The sequence below is a fragment of the Selenomonas sp. AE3005 genome (genome assembly GCF_000686945.1).
GTDB lineage: Bacteria > Bacillota > Negativicutes > Selenomonadales > Selenomonadaceae > Selenomonas_A.
Genome location: NZ_JMME01000002.1, coordinates 152,044 through 168,439, shown reverse-complemented (window position 1 = coordinate 168,439; position 16,396 = coordinate 152,044). Strand labels below are relative to the sequence as shown.

17 protein-coding genes are annotated in these 16,396 nt (G+C 51.4%); 3 read left to right on the top strand and 14 right to left on the bottom strand.

Annotation, left to right across the window (positions count from 1 at the left end; genetic code table 11):
* Nucleotides 1-63 precede the first annotated feature (63 nt).
* Together DL94_RS0103150 and DL94_RS0103145 are read left to right on the top strand one after the other, a co-directional pair.
* Nucleotides 64-342 (top strand): hypothetical protein, encoded by a 279-nt coding sequence (locus tag DL94_RS0103150; RefSeq protein ID WP_028128901.1) that lies wholly within the window; start codon nt 64-66, stop codon nt 340-342.
* Nucleotides 343-470: 128 nt separating this feature from the next.
* Complete coding sequence (locus DL94_RS0103145) at nt 471-1,268, top strand: PP-loop family protein (RefSeq protein ID WP_028128900.1); 798 nt, start codon at nt 471-473, stop codon at nt 1,266-1,268.
* Between the two features lie 18 nt (nt 1,269-1,286).
* On the opposite strand, the gene DL94_RS0103140 is transcribed toward DL94_RS0103145, so the two are convergent.
* The 13 genes from DL94_RS0103140 to DL94_RS0103080 form a co-directional block, all read right to left on the bottom strand.
* Nucleotides 1,287-2,141 (bottom strand): tetratricopeptide repeat protein, encoded by an 855-nt coding sequence (locus DL94_RS0103140; protein WP_028128899.1) that lies wholly within the window; start codon nt 2,139-2,141, stop codon nt 1,287-1,289.
* A 74-nt stretch (nt 2,142-2,215) separates the two neighbouring features.
* A complete protein-coding gene (gene tyrS / locus DL94_RS0103135) occupies nt 2,216-3,427 on the bottom strand; it encodes a tyrosine--tRNA ligase (RefSeq protein ID WP_028128898.1) in 1,212 nt (403 codons plus the stop codon).
* Between the two features lie 21 nt (nt 3,428-3,448).
* Nucleotides 3,449-5,560, bottom strand: coding sequence for a transglycosylase domain-containing protein (locus DL94_RS0103130; protein ID WP_028128897.1), 2,112 nt, complete (start codon nt 5,558-5,560; stop codon nt 3,449-3,451).
* Nucleotides 5,561-5,687: 127 nt separating this feature from the next.
* Complete coding sequence (locus tag DL94_RS0103125) at nt 5,688-6,905, bottom strand: dicarboxylate/amino acid:cation symporter (RefSeq protein WP_028128896.1); 1,218 nt, start codon at nt 6,903-6,905, stop codon at nt 5,688-5,690.
* Between the two features lie 130 nt (nt 6,906-7,035).
* On the bottom strand, nt 7,036-7,485 hold the full coding sequence (locus DL94_RS0103120) for an RrF2 family transcriptional regulator (protein WP_028128895.1): 450 nt from the start codon (nt 7,483-7,485) through the stop codon (nt 7,036-7,038).
* A gap of 116 nt (nt 7,486-7,601) precedes the next feature.
* A complete protein-coding gene (locus tag DL94_RS0103115) occupies nt 7,602-8,672 on the bottom strand; it encodes a DUF871 domain-containing protein (RefSeq protein ID WP_028128894.1) in 1,071 nt (356 codons plus the stop codon).
* Nucleotides 8,672-9,580 carry an N-acetylmuramic acid 6-phosphate etherase gene (gene murQ, locus DL94_RS0103110; protein WP_028128893.1) on the bottom strand — a complete coding sequence of 303 codons (909 nt, stop codon included), beginning with the start codon at nt 9,578-9,580 and terminating at the stop codon, nt 8,672-8,674. Before murQ ends, DL94_RS0103115 begins: the two co-directional genes overlap by 1 nt.
* Nucleotides 9,581-9,587: 7 nt before the next feature.
* The gene (locus DL94_RS0103105) at nt 9,588-10,940 is read right to left on the bottom strand and encodes a PTS transporter subunit EIIC (RefSeq protein ID WP_028128892.1); all 1,353 of its coding nucleotides are present in this window, start codon (nt 10,938-10,940) and stop codon (nt 9,588-9,590) included.
* Nucleotides 10,941-10,960: 20 nt separating this feature from the next.
* The gene (locus DL94_RS0103100; protein ID WP_028128891.1) at nt 10,961-12,307 is read right to left on the bottom strand and encodes a replication-associated recombination protein A; all 1,347 of its coding nucleotides are present in this window, start codon (nt 12,305-12,307) and stop codon (nt 10,961-10,963) included.
* Between the two features lies 1 nt (nt 12,308).
* Nucleotides 12,309-12,767 carry a dUTP diphosphatase gene (gene dut / locus DL94_RS0103095; protein ID WP_028128890.1) on the bottom strand — a complete coding sequence of 153 codons (459 nt, stop codon included), beginning with the start codon at nt 12,765-12,767 and terminating at the stop codon, nt 12,309-12,311.
* Nucleotides 12,768-12,834: 67 nt separating this feature from the next.
* Nucleotides 12,835-13,074, bottom strand: coding sequence for an RNA chaperone Hfq (hfq, locus tag DL94_RS0103090; RefSeq protein WP_028128889.1), 240 nt, complete (start codon nt 13,072-13,074; stop codon nt 12,835-12,837).
* A gap of 44 nt (nt 13,075-13,118) precedes the next feature.
* Complete coding sequence (miaA, locus tag DL94_RS0103085; protein WP_028128888.1) at nt 13,119-14,057, bottom strand: tRNA (adenosine(37)-N6)-dimethylallyltransferase MiaA; 939 nt, start codon at nt 14,055-14,057, stop codon at nt 13,119-13,121.
* A gap of 2 nt (nt 14,058-14,059) precedes the next feature.
* A complete protein-coding gene (locus tag DL94_RS0103080) occupies nt 14,060-14,734 on the bottom strand; it encodes a metal-dependent hydrolase (RefSeq protein ID WP_028128887.1) in 675 nt (224 codons plus the stop codon).
* A 96-nt stretch (nt 14,735-14,830) separates the two neighbouring features.
* On the opposite strand from DL94_RS0103080, the gene DL94_RS14045 reads away from it, so the two are divergent.
* Nucleotides 14,831-15,532 carry a thiamine diphosphokinase gene (locus tag DL94_RS14045; RefSeq protein WP_051586271.1) on the top strand — a complete coding sequence of 234 codons (702 nt, stop codon included), beginning with the start codon at nt 14,831-14,833 and terminating at the stop codon, nt 15,530-15,532.
* On the opposite strand, the gene DL94_RS0103070 is transcribed toward DL94_RS14045, so the two are convergent.
* Nucleotides 15,529-16,338: a TrmH family RNA methyltransferase gene (locus DL94_RS0103070; protein WP_051586270.1), complete on the bottom strand. Its 810-nt coding sequence runs from the start codon at nt 16,336-16,338 to the stop codon at nt 15,529-15,531. The two genes, DL94_RS14045 and DL94_RS0103070, sit on opposite strands and share 4 nt — an antisense overlap.
* Nucleotides 16,339-16,396 lie beyond the last annotated feature (58 nt).

Genomic DNA, 16,396 nt, shown 5'->3' with positions numbered 1-16,396 from the left:
CATTTCATGATATAATTTTAATAGAGATACTATCCTGCTTGCGAATGCAAGGGAGGGATTGTTATGAGTGGTGCGAGTGGCATCGGCGGTTTCGCCTATCACTGGGATCTGGTCGCGTCAGGCATTGCGTCTGTAAATGCAACTTCTATGACTTCAGATTCCACACACCAAGACTCTAACAAACCAGACTCCTCTGCAAAACGTAATACTGTGGAAAGTGCTACGATTACCAAGAGGATGTCTGACGGTGATATGATTATTATGCGATATGATAGACGCGCTAAAGTTTCCGCCTATTCTACGGCAAATTACAGCGGTAAACAGGTTAATTTAACGGCTTAATTAGTTGGCGTATATTCAAGGATGGATTTAGCAGGCAGGAAAGTATCTCAGTGAACTGTACAGCAAGTAAAAAAACCGGCTGAATGCCGGTTTTTATATTTATTTAAGAAACTAAAAAGGAGAACGCAATGACTTTAAATATGCCGCAATTATATTACAGCAAGCTCATGCGGGCTATTGTGGAATTTGATATGATACAGGACGGCGACCATATTCTGCTGGGCATTTCCGGGGGCAAGGACAGCATCTTCCTGGCCTATGCCATGACTATCCTCAAACAGCGGTTAAACAAGGATTTCCAGCTGTCCGCCCTGACCATCAATCCCCAGTTCAAAGATGAGCAGGGCCGTCCTGCCCTCTTTGATATCGAACGGGCACGCGAATTCATGGCGCAGCTCGAAATACCCTACGATATAATTGACGTAGATATCGCCGGCACCATCGCCGCCACTCCGGACAAAAATCCCTGCTATACCTGCGCTTTTTTCCGCCGGGGGGCTATCAACCGCTATGCCATGGAACACGGCGTAAATAAAATCGCCTATGCCCATCATCACGATGACGCGGTGGAAACCTTTCTGATGGGGCTGCTATACTCCGGTCAGCTCCACACCTTCACACCTGTAACCTATTTGGACAGAACCCAGCTGACCGTTATCCGGCCACTGGTTTATTTCCGGGAAAAGGAAATCCGCAAGGCCATAAAAATTCATGGCTTTGACCCGGTAAAATCCCCGTGCCCCCATGATGGGCACACGGTCCGCCAGGAAATCAAGGAGCTTATCGCCAAATTGGAGCCCCAAATTCCTGACCTCTACGAGCATTTAGGCTCGGCCATGCGCCAGGGGGCGTTAAAGGAACTTTGGCCGGCAGCCAAAAGCCGGGAAGAAATGCGCCAGACCTACTTTGCTTATAAAAACAAATAACTCACAGCCCAAGTCACGTCAGGCTTTATGCAGTGCCGTGATTTGGGCATTTATTTTGTCCAGCAGGTCCTTTAGTTCTTTATTCTCCGTAAGTTTATAGGCAATATCGAGGAAATACACGCTATGCTCGTATTTCTTGTTGGCCAGCATGGTTTTACCATACTGCATGGCGGTTTCAATAATCCCGGCATCCGGGCCGATGGGAAAGCCGTACTTTTTGCCATAGGACGCCATGGCGCCGATTGACGGCCGCTGGGCTGTTCCTTCAGTTTCCTCATGGATATATTTCAGTTCTGCCTCGGCCTGATAGCGCCCTTCCGCATCGGCAAAGCTCATACTCAGCAGATAGCAGCCAACCGCCTCGTCCCACATCTGCTTTTCTACAAAGTAATAGCCCAGATTGCGATAGCCGTGAGCTATCTCGCGGCGCTTGTAGGCAATCGGGAAAATCGCAATTGTCAGCTCCTTGAACTTTTCCCAGTCCTTGCGCTGCTTGAAAATCTCGGCATGCTCAAAGGCAATATCAGCGCTCATGGGATTCCAGTCCATCGCCACAGCCAGGGCCTCTTCGGCCGCGTCGAGTTTTCCGAGCTCGAGCAGCACAGAACCATACATCGCATAAAGCCGGTTCAGGGGCTCTTCAATATCCGAGGCTTTGACCTGCGGATTCCGGCTTTGGAACATCACCATTTCCATCAGCGTGTTAAAATCATAGTAATCCGCCCGGCCATCATTATAGAGATTAAGCGCCTCGAGCTTTTCAATTTCTGCCTTGAGAATAGCCGCTGCCTGTTCGGCCTGTTCATGCTGGCACAAATCAACAGCCTGTGTCAGTTTTTCATTTATTTCTTTTGTCAGTGCACTGCTTTGCAATCTTCCTGCGCCTCCTGTACTATGCTGATTAAATCAAGAAAAAGCCATGCCGTATGCGGCATGGCCTTGTTTTTTTAGGCTTTAACCAGTTTGTAGTATTTCTTTTTGCCCTTCTTGACAATGGCCTCGCCATCTTTGAAGTCAGATTCTGTCAGGACATAATCCGGGTCGCTGACTTTCTCGTCATTGAGGGACAAGCCATTCTGCTGAATCAGACGACGGCCTTCACCCTTGGAGGCAAATACCTTGCCAGCCACCAGCGTGTCAAGCAGCTTTGCGTCCACCGCAGCCGTCATTTCCGGAATATCGGCACCGGCACCACTGCCACCGAACATAGCCTCTGCGGTTGCCTTGGCTTTTTCAGCCGCCTCTTCCCCATGCACGATTTTCGTAACTTCATAAGCCAGGACCTTCTTGGCCTCATTGATGGCCGCGTCTTTAAGCGCACCCAAACGGCGCACTTCGTCCATCGGCAGGAAGGTCAGCAGGGCCAGACAGTTTTCCACATCAGCGTCATCAACATTACGCCAGTACTGATAGAACTCATACGGGCTGGTCTTTTCCGCATCCAGCCACAGAGCACCACCGGCGGTCTTGCCCATCTTCTTGCCGTCACTCTTGGTGAGCAGCTTGTTGGTCAGGCCGTACACGGCCGTGTTGTTCTTGCGGCGGTTGAGTTCCACACCGGCAATAATATTCGACCACTGGTCATCACCGCCCATTTCCAGCTTACAACCATAACGGCGGTTGAGTTCCAGGAAGTCATATCCCTGCATGACCATGTAGTTGAATTCCAGGAAAGTCAGACCTTTTTCCCAGCGCTGCTTATAGCAGTCAGCAGCCAGCATGCGGTTGACCGTAAAGCAGGCACCTACTTCCCGCAGCAGGTCAATGTAGTTGAGCTTGCGCAGCCAGTCACCGTTGTTGACCATAATGGCCTTATCATCGCTGAAATCGATAAAGCGGGCAATCTGCTTTTTAAAGCACTCACAGTTATGCTCAATATCTTCATCGGTAAGCATACGGCGCATATCGGTGCGGCCGGAAGGGTCACCCACCGTACCTGTACCGCCGCCCACCAGGCAGATGGGACGGTGGCCGGCACGCTGCATGTGTGCCATAGCCATCAAGGCAATAAAATGACCAGCATGGAGGCTGTCCGCCGTGGGGTCAAAGCCGATATAGAAAGTAACGCGTTCCTTATCAAATAACTCTCTCAGTTCTTCCTCATTGGTGCACTGGGCAATAAAGCCGCGTTCCTGTAAAATGTCAAATACGTTTGCCAACAAACTCGCTCCTTTTATATATTAGTTCCTGCCCTTGCCTACACTGGCCCCCGGTTCGGGTGCTGCCACAGGCGGTGCTGCCGGAACATTGTTTGGTTTACTGTCATTGCCAGGCTGGTTACTCTTGGCTTTGTCTGCCGCATTGTTTTTATTATCCTTTGCGTCAGCAGGCTTTTTATCAGTCTTTTTCTTGTCGTCCTTCTTCTTGAGTTCCTGTTTCTTATCGTCCTCAAGTTCACCGACGCCGCCATAATTGCTCGACCTTGACCCGTCAAAGTTCTTGGCCGGTGTCTGCGCCGTAGCCTTTTTCATGAAAGCCTGCCAGATTTCGGCCGGCAGCATACCACCCATAATGCCCCGGGTAGGCGTGTTATCATCATTGCCAACCCAGACGCCAGCCACCAGGTCAGGTGTATAGCCTACGAACCAGGCATCGTTGTAGTTACTGGTGGTACCCGTCTTGCCGGCAGCCGGACGGCCAATATTAGCCCGCGTACCGGTGCCCTTTTTGATAACATCTTCCAGCATATCCGTAAGGTCGGCCGCACTGGCCTCACTTACAACACTACGCTGTTTGGGTTCATTCTGTTCCAGAACCTTGCCATTGCGGTCCAGCACCTTGACGATAACCACGGGTTCCACATGAATGCCCTTATTGGCAAAAGTACCATAAGCACTGGTAATCTCCAAGGGCGTTACGCCTTTGGTCATGCCGCCCAGGGAAGTAGCCAGTTGTCTGTCATTAGCAGGGCCTTCCAATACAAATGTAGAAATCCCCATTTCCTGAGCGTAATAGATGGGCTTATCAATGCCCAGTTTCTGGGCAATCTTAACCGTGGGCACGTTCATGGAATGACGGGCCACTTCCCGCAGCGTTACCTTGCCGCTGAAATTACCGCTGCTGTTCTGCGGACGCCAACCATTGATATCAATGGGGCTGTCGTTAATAACCGTATTAGGCGTGAATTTGTTCTCCAATGCCGCAATAAAAACGAACGGCTTAAAGGCGGAACCAGGCTGGCGCACAGCCATCGTTGCCCGGTTGAACTGGTCATTGCCACGGCCGCCCACCATGGCCTTTACATAGCCGTTATGGGGGTCAATAGCCACCAAAGCCATCTGCGGCTGAGCCAGACCGTTGCCATCTGTCTTGTAAGTAGGCAGCTTATTCACTGTTTCCTCGGCAGCCTTCTGCATATCTATATCAAGCGTGGTATAGATTTTGAGGCCTTCCTTATAAACAGCGTCAGCCCCGTATTTATCAATCAGTTTCTGCGTTACATAATCAATAAAATAGGACGCTGTCGTCTTGTCCGTGCTCTGGGACTGCTTAACCAGTTTCATATTCTCTTTTTTGGCCTTCTCTGCCGTTTCCCGGTTGATGTATCCATACTTTTCCATCTGGTCCAGAACGACAGCCTTGCGTTCCTGCGCCGCCTGTAAATTATTCATCGGGGAATAATAGTTCGGGCTTTTGGGAATCCCGGCCAGCATAGCACACTCGCTGAGGTCAAGCTGTTCCACATCCTTGCCAAAGTAAGTCTGCGCCGCAGCCTGCACGCCATAAGCGCCCTGACCAAAATAAATCTGATTGAGATACATCTCCAGAATTTCCTTTTTGGTATACTGACGCTCCAGCTGCAGGGCTAAGAACACTTCCTGTATCTTACGGGTAAGGGTTCGTTCCTGCGTGAGATATGCATTTTTGGCCAGCTGCTGGGTGATAGTTGAACCACCTTCGCTTACCCCATGACCGCGAATATTGGTATAGAGGGCACGGGCAATGCCCCGCGGGTCTACACCGGAATGTTCGTAAAAACGATTATCCTCTACGGCCACGAATGCATCCTGCAGCTGCCGGGGAACCTGGGCTATTTTTATCGGACGCCGGTTCTCTGCGGCATGCACATTGGCAATCTCGTTACCATTGATATCATATATCTGTGACGATGCCGGCGGTAGTATGTCATTAGCCAAATCGGGCTTAGTATTCATACTGGCTGTCAGAAAACCACAGCCAATGCCTGTCAACATTACCAGGACCATCAGTCCAAAGCCTAAAACAACACGCTTAACAGTCCCACCAGATTTTGCAGGACGTGTCTGACGGCTCGTATTAGAACGTTTATCCATGAGCTGCCTCCTTAAATTTATACCTATTCATTGTAGCACAACCCATCGCTCATGTCACGCCATAAAGCAAAAAGACACCTGCCTCATAACTACTTTTGAGGCAGGTGCCTTAAACTATACGATTACATTATGCTGATACCGTATTGTTGCCGTATTTCTTTTCTTCCTGGTCCATTACAATGGTTACAGCACCATCACCAGTAATATTGAGGCAGGTACGGAACATATCCAGTACACGGTCAATACCAGCTACGAGTGCCAGGCCTTCCAAAGGCAGACCGGCCGTCTGCAGTACCATGGCCAGCATGATAAGACCTGCGCCAGGAACGCCTGCCGTACCGATGGAGGCGAGCGTACCCGTGAGGATAATCATGAGAATCTGTCCCATAGTCAAATCAACACCAAACACATTGGCAATGAAGAGCGAGCAGACGCCCATGTAGAGCGCCGTACCATCCATGTTGATGGTAGCCCCCAGGGGCAGAACGAAGGACGAAACCTCGCGGGATACCCCCAGTTTTTCCTGGCAGTTCTTCATATTGATAGGCAGAGCTGCCGCACTGGAACAGGTCGTGAACGCAATCATCATTGCCTCACTCATGCCCCGGAAAAATTCCATGGGGGTATGACCGCCCCAAACACGTGCCAAGGTGGAGTATACAGCCACAGCATGGATAACACAGCCTACAGCTACGCAGGCAATAACAGACATCAACGGCAGCAGCACTGCCGGACCATTTTTAGCTACTACCGGCAAAAGCAGGGCAAATACACCAATCGGTGCAAACTTCATAACGATACCGATAATCTTGTAGGTAACTTCTGCTGCCGCATCAAAGAACTTAATCAGCAGCTGTGCGCGTTCGCCGCCAACCTGGACAATACCAATGCCCACAAAGAGGGAGAACACGATAACCGGGAGAATCTGCGCTTTTGCCATGGCATCAATCGGATTGGAAGGAACCATCGCTACCAATACCTGCATAACACTGGGCGCCTCTTTGACCTTTACTGCTGCATCACTTGCAATGGAGAGTCCAATCCCCGGATGTACAAGACCAGCAATGCCAAAACCAATCAAAATAGCCACGGCCGTAGTTAAAAGATATATCACTACAGTCTTTGCTCCGATACGGCCCAGCTTTTTGGTATCCCCCAAGCTGGTCATACCAACTACCAAGGAGAAGAACACCACCGGTACAATCATCATCTTGATAAGATTGATGAACAGCGTACCAACCGGTGCAATCCACCAGTTAATGAAGGGTAATGCCGATTCGCCGGCAATCAGGCCGACTACTACCGAAAGTACCAGAGCGATAAAAATTTTGATGGAAAGGTTCATAATATCACTCCCTTTACAAAATAACACCAATAAATGCACTTCCATCTGCTTTTATTATAAAAGATTATTGTAAAGGGTGTCTATATATATAGTCCATGTGTATTGTATACTTAATGGTATTGTTTACGTCTCAGCGCGCACAGCCGATTTTGTCCTTGCCTTTGTCGTTATTAAGCAGGGTTTGCAGCGTGATACTTTCCAATACTTCGCTGATACTGTCGCAGACCTTCTCCCAAATGCCGCGCGTAACACAGGCACAGGCCCTGTCACAAAACTGTTCTGCCGATTCAGCATCAGCCAGCAGGCAGTCCACCACGGCAATCGGACCTTCCACCGTCGTGATTATGGCCCCAATGGTGATTTCTGCCGGACTCTTGGCCAGCATATAGCCCCCCTGGGCGCCCCGAATGCTTTTGACAATGCCGGCCCGCCGCAAGGGCACCATGAGCTGCTCCAGATAATTTTCCGACAGTCCCTGTCCCTGAGCCACACTCTTTAAAGAAACCGGCCCCTCCCCGTAATGAAGTGCCAACTCATAAAGCGCCGTCACACTATATCTGCCCTTGGTTGAGATTTTCATAAGCCACCTCTGAAATTCCGAGTAAATTACTAAGATTTGTCTTTCAATATAACAAAAAAAATAACGGCTGTCAAAGAAGAATACTCACACTTGTCGACAGCCGTAATATATAAAAACTAACATGTAATGAAAGAAAACTTTCTCCCCGGGGTGATGTATTTTAACATAAATAATTCTTCGTCCAGCACCTGGGCCGCTACGTTTACGCGGTTGTCAGCCGGCTGGGGATTTTTGATGATTTCCAGTTCCCCCATGTAGCGGAGGTAGTCCTTGTTATCAATGGTGACGGCCCCCAGTTTGCGTTCGTAATTATTTTCCGGCAGGACGGTGCCTTGAATGAGGCTCCGGCTTTCCTGGGCGCGAATGGCGTCCCTGGCCTCGTCCTCTCTGGCCGTAAACGTATGCCGCAACAGTTCCTGCTGCACACTATCCTGCGTCAGCATTTTAGCCGCAAGTAAGACTTCATCCTGCTTTAAAGCCGCAACCGCCTGCAGTTCTGCCGGCAGTGGCAGGCTGTCGCTGATAAATACAGAATCAATGCCCAGCGCCGCCAGGTGTCTGGCCGCTTTGTCCGTTTGCCAGCCGCGATGGTCTTCCAAGGTGGGCAGTCCCTCAAAGAGTGGCGCGCGCTGTTTGCCCGAGCTGGGCACAAAAGCCCCGACCTTTATGCCCAGCTTTTGCAGCATTGCGTTTTTCCGCTGCAAAGTTTCCTCGCTGATACCTGTTCCCCGGCGCGGATAGAAGTTATGCAGGGCGTCAATATGGGAAAAATCTGTGCCTGCCGCCTGTAACTCCGCCAGGATTTTCTCTGTAATCGTACTGGCATTTAATTGCAGGCGTATGCCCTGCTGGTTATGGCTGAGCTCCGCAATCTGCGCCGCGTCATAGCCGTAATCAAGCCGCAGGGTGGTAATGCCCAGCTGCTTAAAGGCTGACATGTCAAATTCTGTCATATCCAGCATTTCCAAAGTCCGGGGTGACACGTCAGAAATAATCTCCATATCGTAGCGCCGCGCCGCCGCCAAAAGCTGCGCCAGTTCTTTTTTCAGCACCGCCACATTGGTTTCAGGAATATGCAGGGACGTAAACACGCGGCGAATACCATATTTAGCAGCTGCGTCAAGCAGCTGTAAGTTTTCTTCTAAGGTATTATCCAGTCCTGGATACAGGGATATGCCATTTTCCATCAGACTGTCCCCTCCTGCCTCAGTGCCTGTGCCAGATGGCCGTCAGCCCTGGCCAGCGCCGCCTGTCCTGCTGCAAAATCCGCTCCGGTGAGATGAATAAATATCGCCAGCTTGGCATTGCCCCGCGCCTCACTCAGGGCCGCAATACTTTCCTCGCGGCTGCAGCCTGTGGCCTCCATAACGATGTTTTTGGCCCGCTCCTCCAGCTTGGCATTAGAGGTTTTCACATCCACCATCAGATTGCCATAAACCTTGCCCAGCTTTATCATCGTGACAGTAGACAGCATATTGAGCACCAGTTTTTGTGCGGTCCCGGCCTTCATGCGCGTGGAACCTGTCACCACCTCTGCCCCCGTCACCGGCAGCAGGGCGATATCCGCATATTCTTCAATAGCCGCATTCGCTGAACAAGCCAGGGCTATCGTGGCCGCCCCGAGCTTTCTGGCATATTGCAGGCCGCCGATAACATAGGGCGTACGTCCTGAGGCAGCAATGCCCACCAGTACATCACCCTTGCCAAAGCCACGCTCAGCCAGGTCCTGTGCTGCCAGCTCCGGATTATCTTCTGCCCCCTCCTGCGCCTTGAAGATGGCCGGTATGCCGCCGGCGATAACGCCCTGCACCAGTTCCGGCTCTACACCATAGGTAGGCGGACACTCCGACGCGTCCAAAATTCCCAGCCGCCCCGAAGTCCCGGCTCCCAGGTAAAAGAGACGTCCGCCCCGGGCCAGCCTGTCGGTGATGATATCCACAGCCCGGGCTATTTCCGGCAGGATTTTTTCGACCGCCAGCGCTACCTTCTGATCCTCACCGTTAACGATTTTAACCATCTCCAGCGTCGGCAGTTCATCGATATGGGCGCTCAGCGGATTGCGCCGTTCAGTACTAATTTTTTGCAAGTCCAGCATGAAAAATTTACGACTCCTTTTCTTCTACCGGGTCATCAAAGCCCAGGATATAAGCGGCAATGAAACCTACAATATAGGCCACAAGTACACCTAAAAGATAAACGGGAATATTATTGGTAGTCCCAGCCAGAGGCAGTCCGGAAATCCCCATCGCTGACGCGCCGACCATAAAATGTGCCTGCACCGCGCCGCCAAAAGCACCGCCGATACAAGCCCCGATAAAGGGACGCCCCAGGGGCAGTGTCACGCCGTAAATCAAGGGTTCACCTATGCCCATAATACCTACGGGCAGGGCCGAGGCTATTGTTTTCTTTAAAAACTTATTCCTGCTCTTTATATAGACAGCCGCTGCTGCTCCCACCTGTCCGGCACCAGCCATGGCCAAAATTGGCAGAAGAATGGTCACACCATACTGGGCGATTAAGTCCGCATGAATCGGTGTCAGTGCCTGATGAATGCCCATCATGACCATAGGCAGCCACATGCCGGCCAGCACAAAGCCTACCGCTGCGCCGCCAGAACCCACAGCCCCGGTAGCGGCTGCGCCGATAGCCGCCGAAATCACACCGCCCAGCGGCTGCAGGACAAAAATCGCGGCCACGCCGGCCAGCAAAAATGTCAGCAGCGGCGTCAGGAACAAATCAAGCACCGTAGGTACCAGCCGGTGCAGACGTTTTTCCAGCCAGGCACCGATAAAGGCTACCAAAATTACGGCGATAACGCCGCCCCGGCCTGGTACGAGTTTAGTCCCATCAATCACTACATTAGCCAGTCCTGGGTGACTTATAAGCGCCGCCAGCGCACCGCCTAAAATCGGCGTGCCGCCAAATACCTTGGCCGCATTATAACCGACAAAAAGATTCATGCCCCAGAACACCGCATTACCGGCTACCGCCAGCAGCTGCCAGGTCGGTGAGGTTGTTATTGTGGGCCATATTTTAGCCGATACGCCCAATATCCCCGTCAACAGACCACAGGCAATAAAACCGGGAATCAACGGAATAAAAATGCTGGCAATTTTTTTCAGCAGCAGCTTACCCGGCGTCGCATTTTTCTCCCGGATTTGCTGGTGTAATTCCTTGCCATCACCGATTTTAGGCTTATCTTCCGCAGGCCCCAGCAATTCATTAACCACCGTGGCCACCTGTGTGGCTGTACCAGGTCCTAAAATAATCTGCAGTTCTTCCTCGGTATCGTTAATTCCCATGACACCAGGTACCTGCTTGATATTATTCAGCAGTGTATCATTCTTCTGCCGTAGCTGCACACGCAGTCTGGTCATGCAGTTGTAAGCAGAGATAATATTCCGCTTGGCCCCTAATATTTCATAGAGCTGTTTGCCCAATTCCTCACTCTTCATAATAAATCCCCCTCATATTCCTAAAATCTTTCCGGCCAGCAGCGGTGTAAATAATCCCCCAGCCGCTTTTCCTGACCATTTTCACTGGGCTGATAGTAATGCGCATTTTTGAGCTCCTGCGGCAGATAAGCCTGCTGCGTGAAATGCCCCGGGTAATCATGCGGATAAATATACTCCGTGCCATGCCCCAGTTTTTCTGCCCCCTTGTAATGAGAATCACGCAGATGTATAGGCACCGCACCGCAGTTTTTATGTTTCACATCGCGCATGGCCGCAAAAATACCTTCACAGGCCGCGTTGCTCTTAGGCGCTGACGCAATGTACGTAACAGCCTGTCCCAAGGTAATCTGGGCCTCCGGCATGCCGACAAACTGCACGGCATTGGCGGCATTCATCGCTACCACCAGCGCCATGGGATCCGCATTGCCCACATCTTCCGAGGCACATATCACAATACGCCGGGCGATGAATTTCACATCTTCGCCGGCTGCCAGCATGCGCGCCAGATAATGCAGGGCCGCGTCCGGATCACTGCCGCGCATGCTCTTAATAAAGGCTGACACCGTATCATAATGATTGTCACCCTTCTTATCATAACGCTGCACACGCTGGCCTAGGATTTCCTGCACCATGTCCAGGGTAATCTCGCCACCGGTCAGGGGCAGCATACTGGCCGTTCCCTCCAGAATGTTCAGTGCCATACGCGCATCACCGCCCGCCATCTGCGCCATACCCAAAATGACCTCGTCACTTACGGTTATCGGCTGATTTCCCAGTCCTCTTTCCTTGTCCGTAAGAGCCTGCCGCAGAATTTTCACGAGCTGCCCATCGGTCAGCTGATAGAGCCGCACAATCCGCACCCGCGAGAGCAAGGCATGATTGACCTCAAAAAAGGGATTTTCCGTAGTCGCACCGATGAGAATCAGCCGTCCGTCCTCCACATAAGGCAGGAGCACGTCCTGCTGACTCTTGTTAAAACGGTGTATTTCGTCAATGAATACAATCGTGCGTTTTTGATAAAACTTCCGGGCGTCATCTGCCTCTTTGACAATCTGGCGTATATCCGCAATGCCTGCTGCCACGGCATTGAGCTTTTTAAACTCACTGCCCGTCATGCCGGCTATCATCTGGGCCAACGTTGTTTTACCCGTGCCGGGCGGCCCATAGAAAATCATCGACGATATCTGGTCTTTTTCAATCATCTGCCGCAGAAAACGGCCGCCGCCCACGGCCTCCTGCTGACCGATAAACTCCTGAAAATTCCGCGGCCGCATTCTTTGTGCCAAGGGGGCAAAACTCTTCCCGACACCGCTGGCGCCCTGCCCCTGACTGGCAGCCGCCGCAAATAAATCCAATTCCTGTTCCATATCAAGCACCTGTTCCCGTGGAACCAAAACCGCCCTGCCGGACAGCCCCTTCCCCAGCCGCATCATCATCGCTGGTCAGATAAGACAAAAATATGCCCTGAGCAATGCGGTCACCTTTATTTATCACAAAATCTGTCTGACCTAAATTGGTCAGCGCTACCATAATATGCCCCTCGTTATCCGGGTTATTATAATAGTCCGCATCGATTATCCCCACACTGTTGGACAGCAGCAGCCCATGTTTCACAGCCATACTCGAACGAATGTTTAGCGTCAGCACCTCGTCCGGCTGCATATAGGCCTTCAGCCCCGTAGGCACGAGCACCGCCGCGCCTTTCTTTACCACCATGTCCGCAGCCGCCTCGATATCATAACCGGCACTGGCCGCCGTTCTGCGCCGGGGAAGATTTATGCCCTGCCCCTGCCAGTCCGACACTACCTCAAAACCACGCAACCCCATAAACTGCTCCTTTTCTTTCCTGGAAATAAAAAGCCCTCCCCTTAGGGGAAGGCTCTAGTACATATCTTTAAGCATCTTCCTTGTCGTCACCGAATTTTACAGCCTTAGCCGGTGTAATGGTAGATATAGCATGTTTATATACCATCTGCTGTTTACCCAGCACATCAAGAACTACCGTAAAATTGTCAAAGCCCTTTACATTTCCCTTGATTTGGAAACCATTGACCAAATGAATTGTCACCGGCACATTTTCCTTACGCACCTGATTGAGAAATGTATCCTGCAAATTTATAACTTTATTTGGCATAAAATCCCCTCCATACGTCTTGCATACTTTAAAATATTCACCATTTAAGCAAAAAATCCTGCCAAATCTTCTAAAACATTTCGCTGCAGCTCTGCCTCAGTCATTTCGTCAGCCATATACCAGTGTATATACGGCATCTTCCGATACCAGGTAAGCTGCCGCTTGGCAAAATGGCGCGTGCTTTTCTGTATAAGCTCTACCGCCGCCTCCCGGCTCATTTCCCCGGCAAGATAGGCCGCCGTTTCCTTGTAGCCTATCCCCTGCATGGCCTGCATTTCCCGGGTTATCCCCTGCTTTAGCAGGCGCTGCACTTCCTGCTCAAGACCAGCCGCAAACATCAGTTCCACGCGCTTATTTATCCGTTCATAAAGCCCCTGACGTTCCCGGTTCAGGCCGGCAACATACACATTATAGCACAAATCCCCGGCGCCATATTCCTTCTGCCGGGAAATCTGTTCACCGCCAAAATGTGCAACCTCCAGTGCACGAATCACGCGGCGCAGATTATGGGCATGAATCTGCTCTGCCGCCTCGGGGTCAGCTGCTTGCAGCAGGCCGTGAATATAATCACGCCCCTTTTCCTCGGCCAGCGCCGTAAGTTGCTGCCGGTAGTCACTGTGGTCAGCCGTTTCATTAAACTCATAGCCTTCCAGCAGCGCCTTGATATACAAACCTGTACCGCCCGCGATAATAGGTATTTTTCCCTGCGCATTCAATTCGTGAATAAGCAGTTTTGCCTCCCGGACAAAATCCGTGACATTAAAGTTCTCCCACGGCTCCAGATTGTCCACCAGATGATGGACAATCCCCTGCCGTTCCACCAGCGCAGGCTTGGCCGAGCCAATGTCAAAGCCCCGGTAAAAGAGCATGGAATCCCCGGAAATAATCTCTGTCTGCAGTTCCTTGGCCAGCTCGATGGATAAATCCGTCTTTCCCACCGCCGTCGGCCCTAGTATCACAATTAGTTTTTCCTTGTTGGTCATATTTACATTTTAAGAGTTGCCCCCGGCTCCACAATATGAACCTCAGCCGGTGTCAGCGCCTCCGTAATCTCCTTGTAATGCCGTACATCCTGGTTGATAACCGGCCAGGTGTTGTAATGCACAGGAATGACATGACGGGCATTTAACAGCTGTGCCGCCAGTGCCGCATCCTCCAGTCCCATGGTATAGTTATCGCCTACGGGCAAAATCGCATAATCCAGGTCATCTTTCTTGCCGATTAGCTGCATGTCCGTAAATAGTGCCGTATCACCGGCAAAATAGATTTTCAGGCCGCCAATATAAATGACATAGCCGCAGGCTACGCCTCCTGGTACGCCGCTGCTATGCTGAGCCAATGTCATACGCACCTTGCCAAAAGGCAGCGTCAGCGAGCCCCCGAGATTCATCGGAAACTGCTTAAGCCCCGGCACGCGCTCTTCGCACAGTCCCAGTACTTCCGGTATCCCCACCAGTGCAGCACCAGTTCTGGCAGCAATCTCCGGCGCGTCCCCTAAGTGGTCGCCGTGAGCATGGGAGATTAAAATATAATCAGCCTCCACGTCTTCCATCTTCACAGCCGCCTTCGGATTGCCTGTCAAAAACGGGTCACAGATGACTTTATGCTGTCCATCATCCAACAAAAAACAAGCGTGACCATAGTAAGTAAAACTAACCATCGCATTGCCACCCCTCTCGGAATCTTCATTTGCCCGTTGTTATCTCTCATGTTATGCTATACTTGTAATTATAGCACAAATTCGAGGTAATTGTTTATGAACATAGCAAATCCGGGACTCTCCCTGCCCCAGCTGACAATCTACGGAGAAAAATACCACCAGGCCCCCTGGCTGCTATTCACCGGCGGGCGCGCTCCGACGACTGACTGGATAAAAAAACTGCCGCCGGCTGTAAAAGTTTTCGCCGCTGACCACGGCCTTGACTGCTGCCGGGAAAGCAATATCATTCCCGATTATATTCTGGGCGATGGGGACAGTGCCGCCCCTGACACCTGGAACTGGGGCAAAAGTCTGGGCGTTCCCGTCGAGGAATTTCCCGTGGCTAAGGATTTGACCGACACACAGCTGGCACTGACCAAAATGAAAAAGGCACCGCTTATCCTCATAACCGGTGCCTTTGGCGGCCGCTTTGACCACCTGTACAGTCTGATATTTTCCTGCGCCAGGGAAAATATCCCCTGCGTACTCTGTGACGAACAGGAGTTCGTCTGTTTTGTTAAAGACAGAGAACAGCTTACCTGCAGCTTTAACCAGCGTCCACAGGCCATCTCCCTGCTGCCCTGCAGCCAAAACTGCACTGGTGTCACGATAAATAACGTGCGCTGGCCGCTGACTGAGGCCAGACTTACGCAAATGTCGCCCACTGCCATTAGCAATGAGCTCCTGCCTGACAAGTCAAATCTGACCTTAACCGTTGGGCAAGGCATTTTAGGCCTGTACTGTCACTGGGGAGATTAACGTACATTAAATTTTCTCTGCCGCAGGGCCTCGTAAAGTACAATCGCCGCCGACATACCGACGTTCAGCGATTCGGCCTGACCGTACATGGGGATATAGGTCTTTTGTGCACCGGCGAGAATCTCTTGGGAAACGCCATGACCTTCATTGCCCAGCACAATGGCCGTTCCGGTGCGATAATCCCGGGCAAAGTGCGGTGCTGCTGACTCGTCAAGTGCCGTGGCCAGCAGTTGCAGGCCGCTGGCCTGACAGAAATCCAACAGCGCCGCCGGCGTAACACCTGTGTATAAAGGCACATGGAACAGACTGCCCATGGTGGAACGCACCACCTTGTCAGAGAACACATCCACGGAGCCTTTAAGCATAATAACGCCCTGTGCCCCTACTGCGTCAGCCGTACGGATGATGGTCCCGGCATTGCCCGGGTCCTGCACACCATCCATAACCACATACAAAGGACATTCACCCTCTGCCCTGGCCGGCAGGGGGCTGTTTTTTGCCGCCATCACCAGCATAATGCCCTGCGGTGTTTCCGTGGCCGCAGCCTTGGCAAACAGTGCCTCCGGCACCTCATACAGCGGACAGCCCTGCTCTGCCAGACGTTCTGCCAACGCCCGTCCCCGTTCCTGACATGTCAACTGACGGGTCAACAGGCCATAACTGATTTGCCAGTCAGACTCTGCAGCCATTTCGCAAAGCCGCAGACCTTCTGCTACAAACATGCCGTTCTTTTCCCGTTGTTTCCGCTGTTTTAAAGCTATGGCTAATTTGATTTTCTTATTTGCAGGACTGTCGATATGTTCCATTTCCCCATCACCTCTTATAATATTGCCTTATACGTAAAAGAAGCCCTCCCTTGCGGGA

Excerpts from the sequence above, each read along its gene's own strand:
- miaA (WP_028128888.1), bottom strand. The coding sequence starts at position 14,057 with ATGACCAACAAGGAAAAACTAATTGTGATACTAGGGCCGACGGCGGTG.
- DL94_RS0103120 (WP_028128895.1), bottom strand. The coding sequence starts at position 7,485 with ATGAAAATCTCAACCAAGGGCAGATATAGTGTGACGGCGCTTTATGAG.
- DL94_RS0103130 (WP_028128897.1), bottom strand. The coding sequence starts at position 5,560 with ATGGATAAACGTTCTAATACGAGCCGTCAGACACGTCCTGCAAAATCT.
- DL94_RS0103125 (WP_028128896.1), bottom strand. The coding sequence starts at position 6,905 with ATGAACCTTTCCATCAAAATTTTTATCGCTCTGGTACTTTCGGTAGTA.
- dut (WP_028128890.1), bottom strand. The coding sequence starts at position 12,767 with ATGGGGTTGCGTGGTTTTGAGGTAGTGTCGGACTGGCAGGGGCAGGGC.
- DL94_RS0103150 (WP_028128901.1), top strand. The coding sequence starts at position 64 with ATGAGTGGTGCGAGTGGCATCGGCGGTTTCGCCTATCACTGGGATCTG.
- DL94_RS0103145 (WP_028128900.1), top strand. The coding sequence starts at position 471 with ATGACTTTAAATATGCCGCAATTATATTACAGCAAGCTCATGCGGGCT.
- DL94_RS0103070 (WP_051586270.1), bottom strand. The coding sequence starts at position 16,338 with ATGGAACATATCGACAGTCCTGCAAATAAGAAAATCAAATTAGCCATA.
- murQ (WP_028128893.1), bottom strand. The coding sequence starts at position 9,580 with ATGCTGGACTTGCAAAAAATTAGTACTGAACGGCGCAATCCGCTGAGC.
- DL94_RS14045 (WP_051586271.1), top strand. The coding sequence starts at position 14,831 with ATGAACATAGCAAATCCGGGACTCTCCCTGCCCCAGCTGACAATCTAC.
- DL94_RS0103105 (WP_028128892.1), bottom strand. The coding sequence starts at position 10,940 with ATGAAGAGTGAGGAATTGGGCAAACAGCTCTATGAAATATTAGGGGCC.
- hfq (WP_028128889.1), bottom strand. The coding sequence starts at position 13,074 with ATGCCAAATAAAGTTATAAATTTGCAGGATACATTTCTCAATCAGGTG.
- DL94_RS0103080 (WP_028128887.1), bottom strand. The coding sequence starts at position 14,734 with ATGGTTAGTTTTACTTACTATGGTCACGCTTGTTTTTTGTTGGATGAT.
- DL94_RS0103115 (WP_028128894.1), bottom strand. The coding sequence starts at position 8,672 with ATGGAAAATGGCATATCCCTGTATCCAGGACTGGATAATACCTTAGAA.
- DL94_RS0103100 (WP_028128891.1), bottom strand. The coding sequence starts at position 12,307 with ATGGAACAGGAATTGGATTTATTTGCGGCGGCTGCCAGTCAGGGGCAG.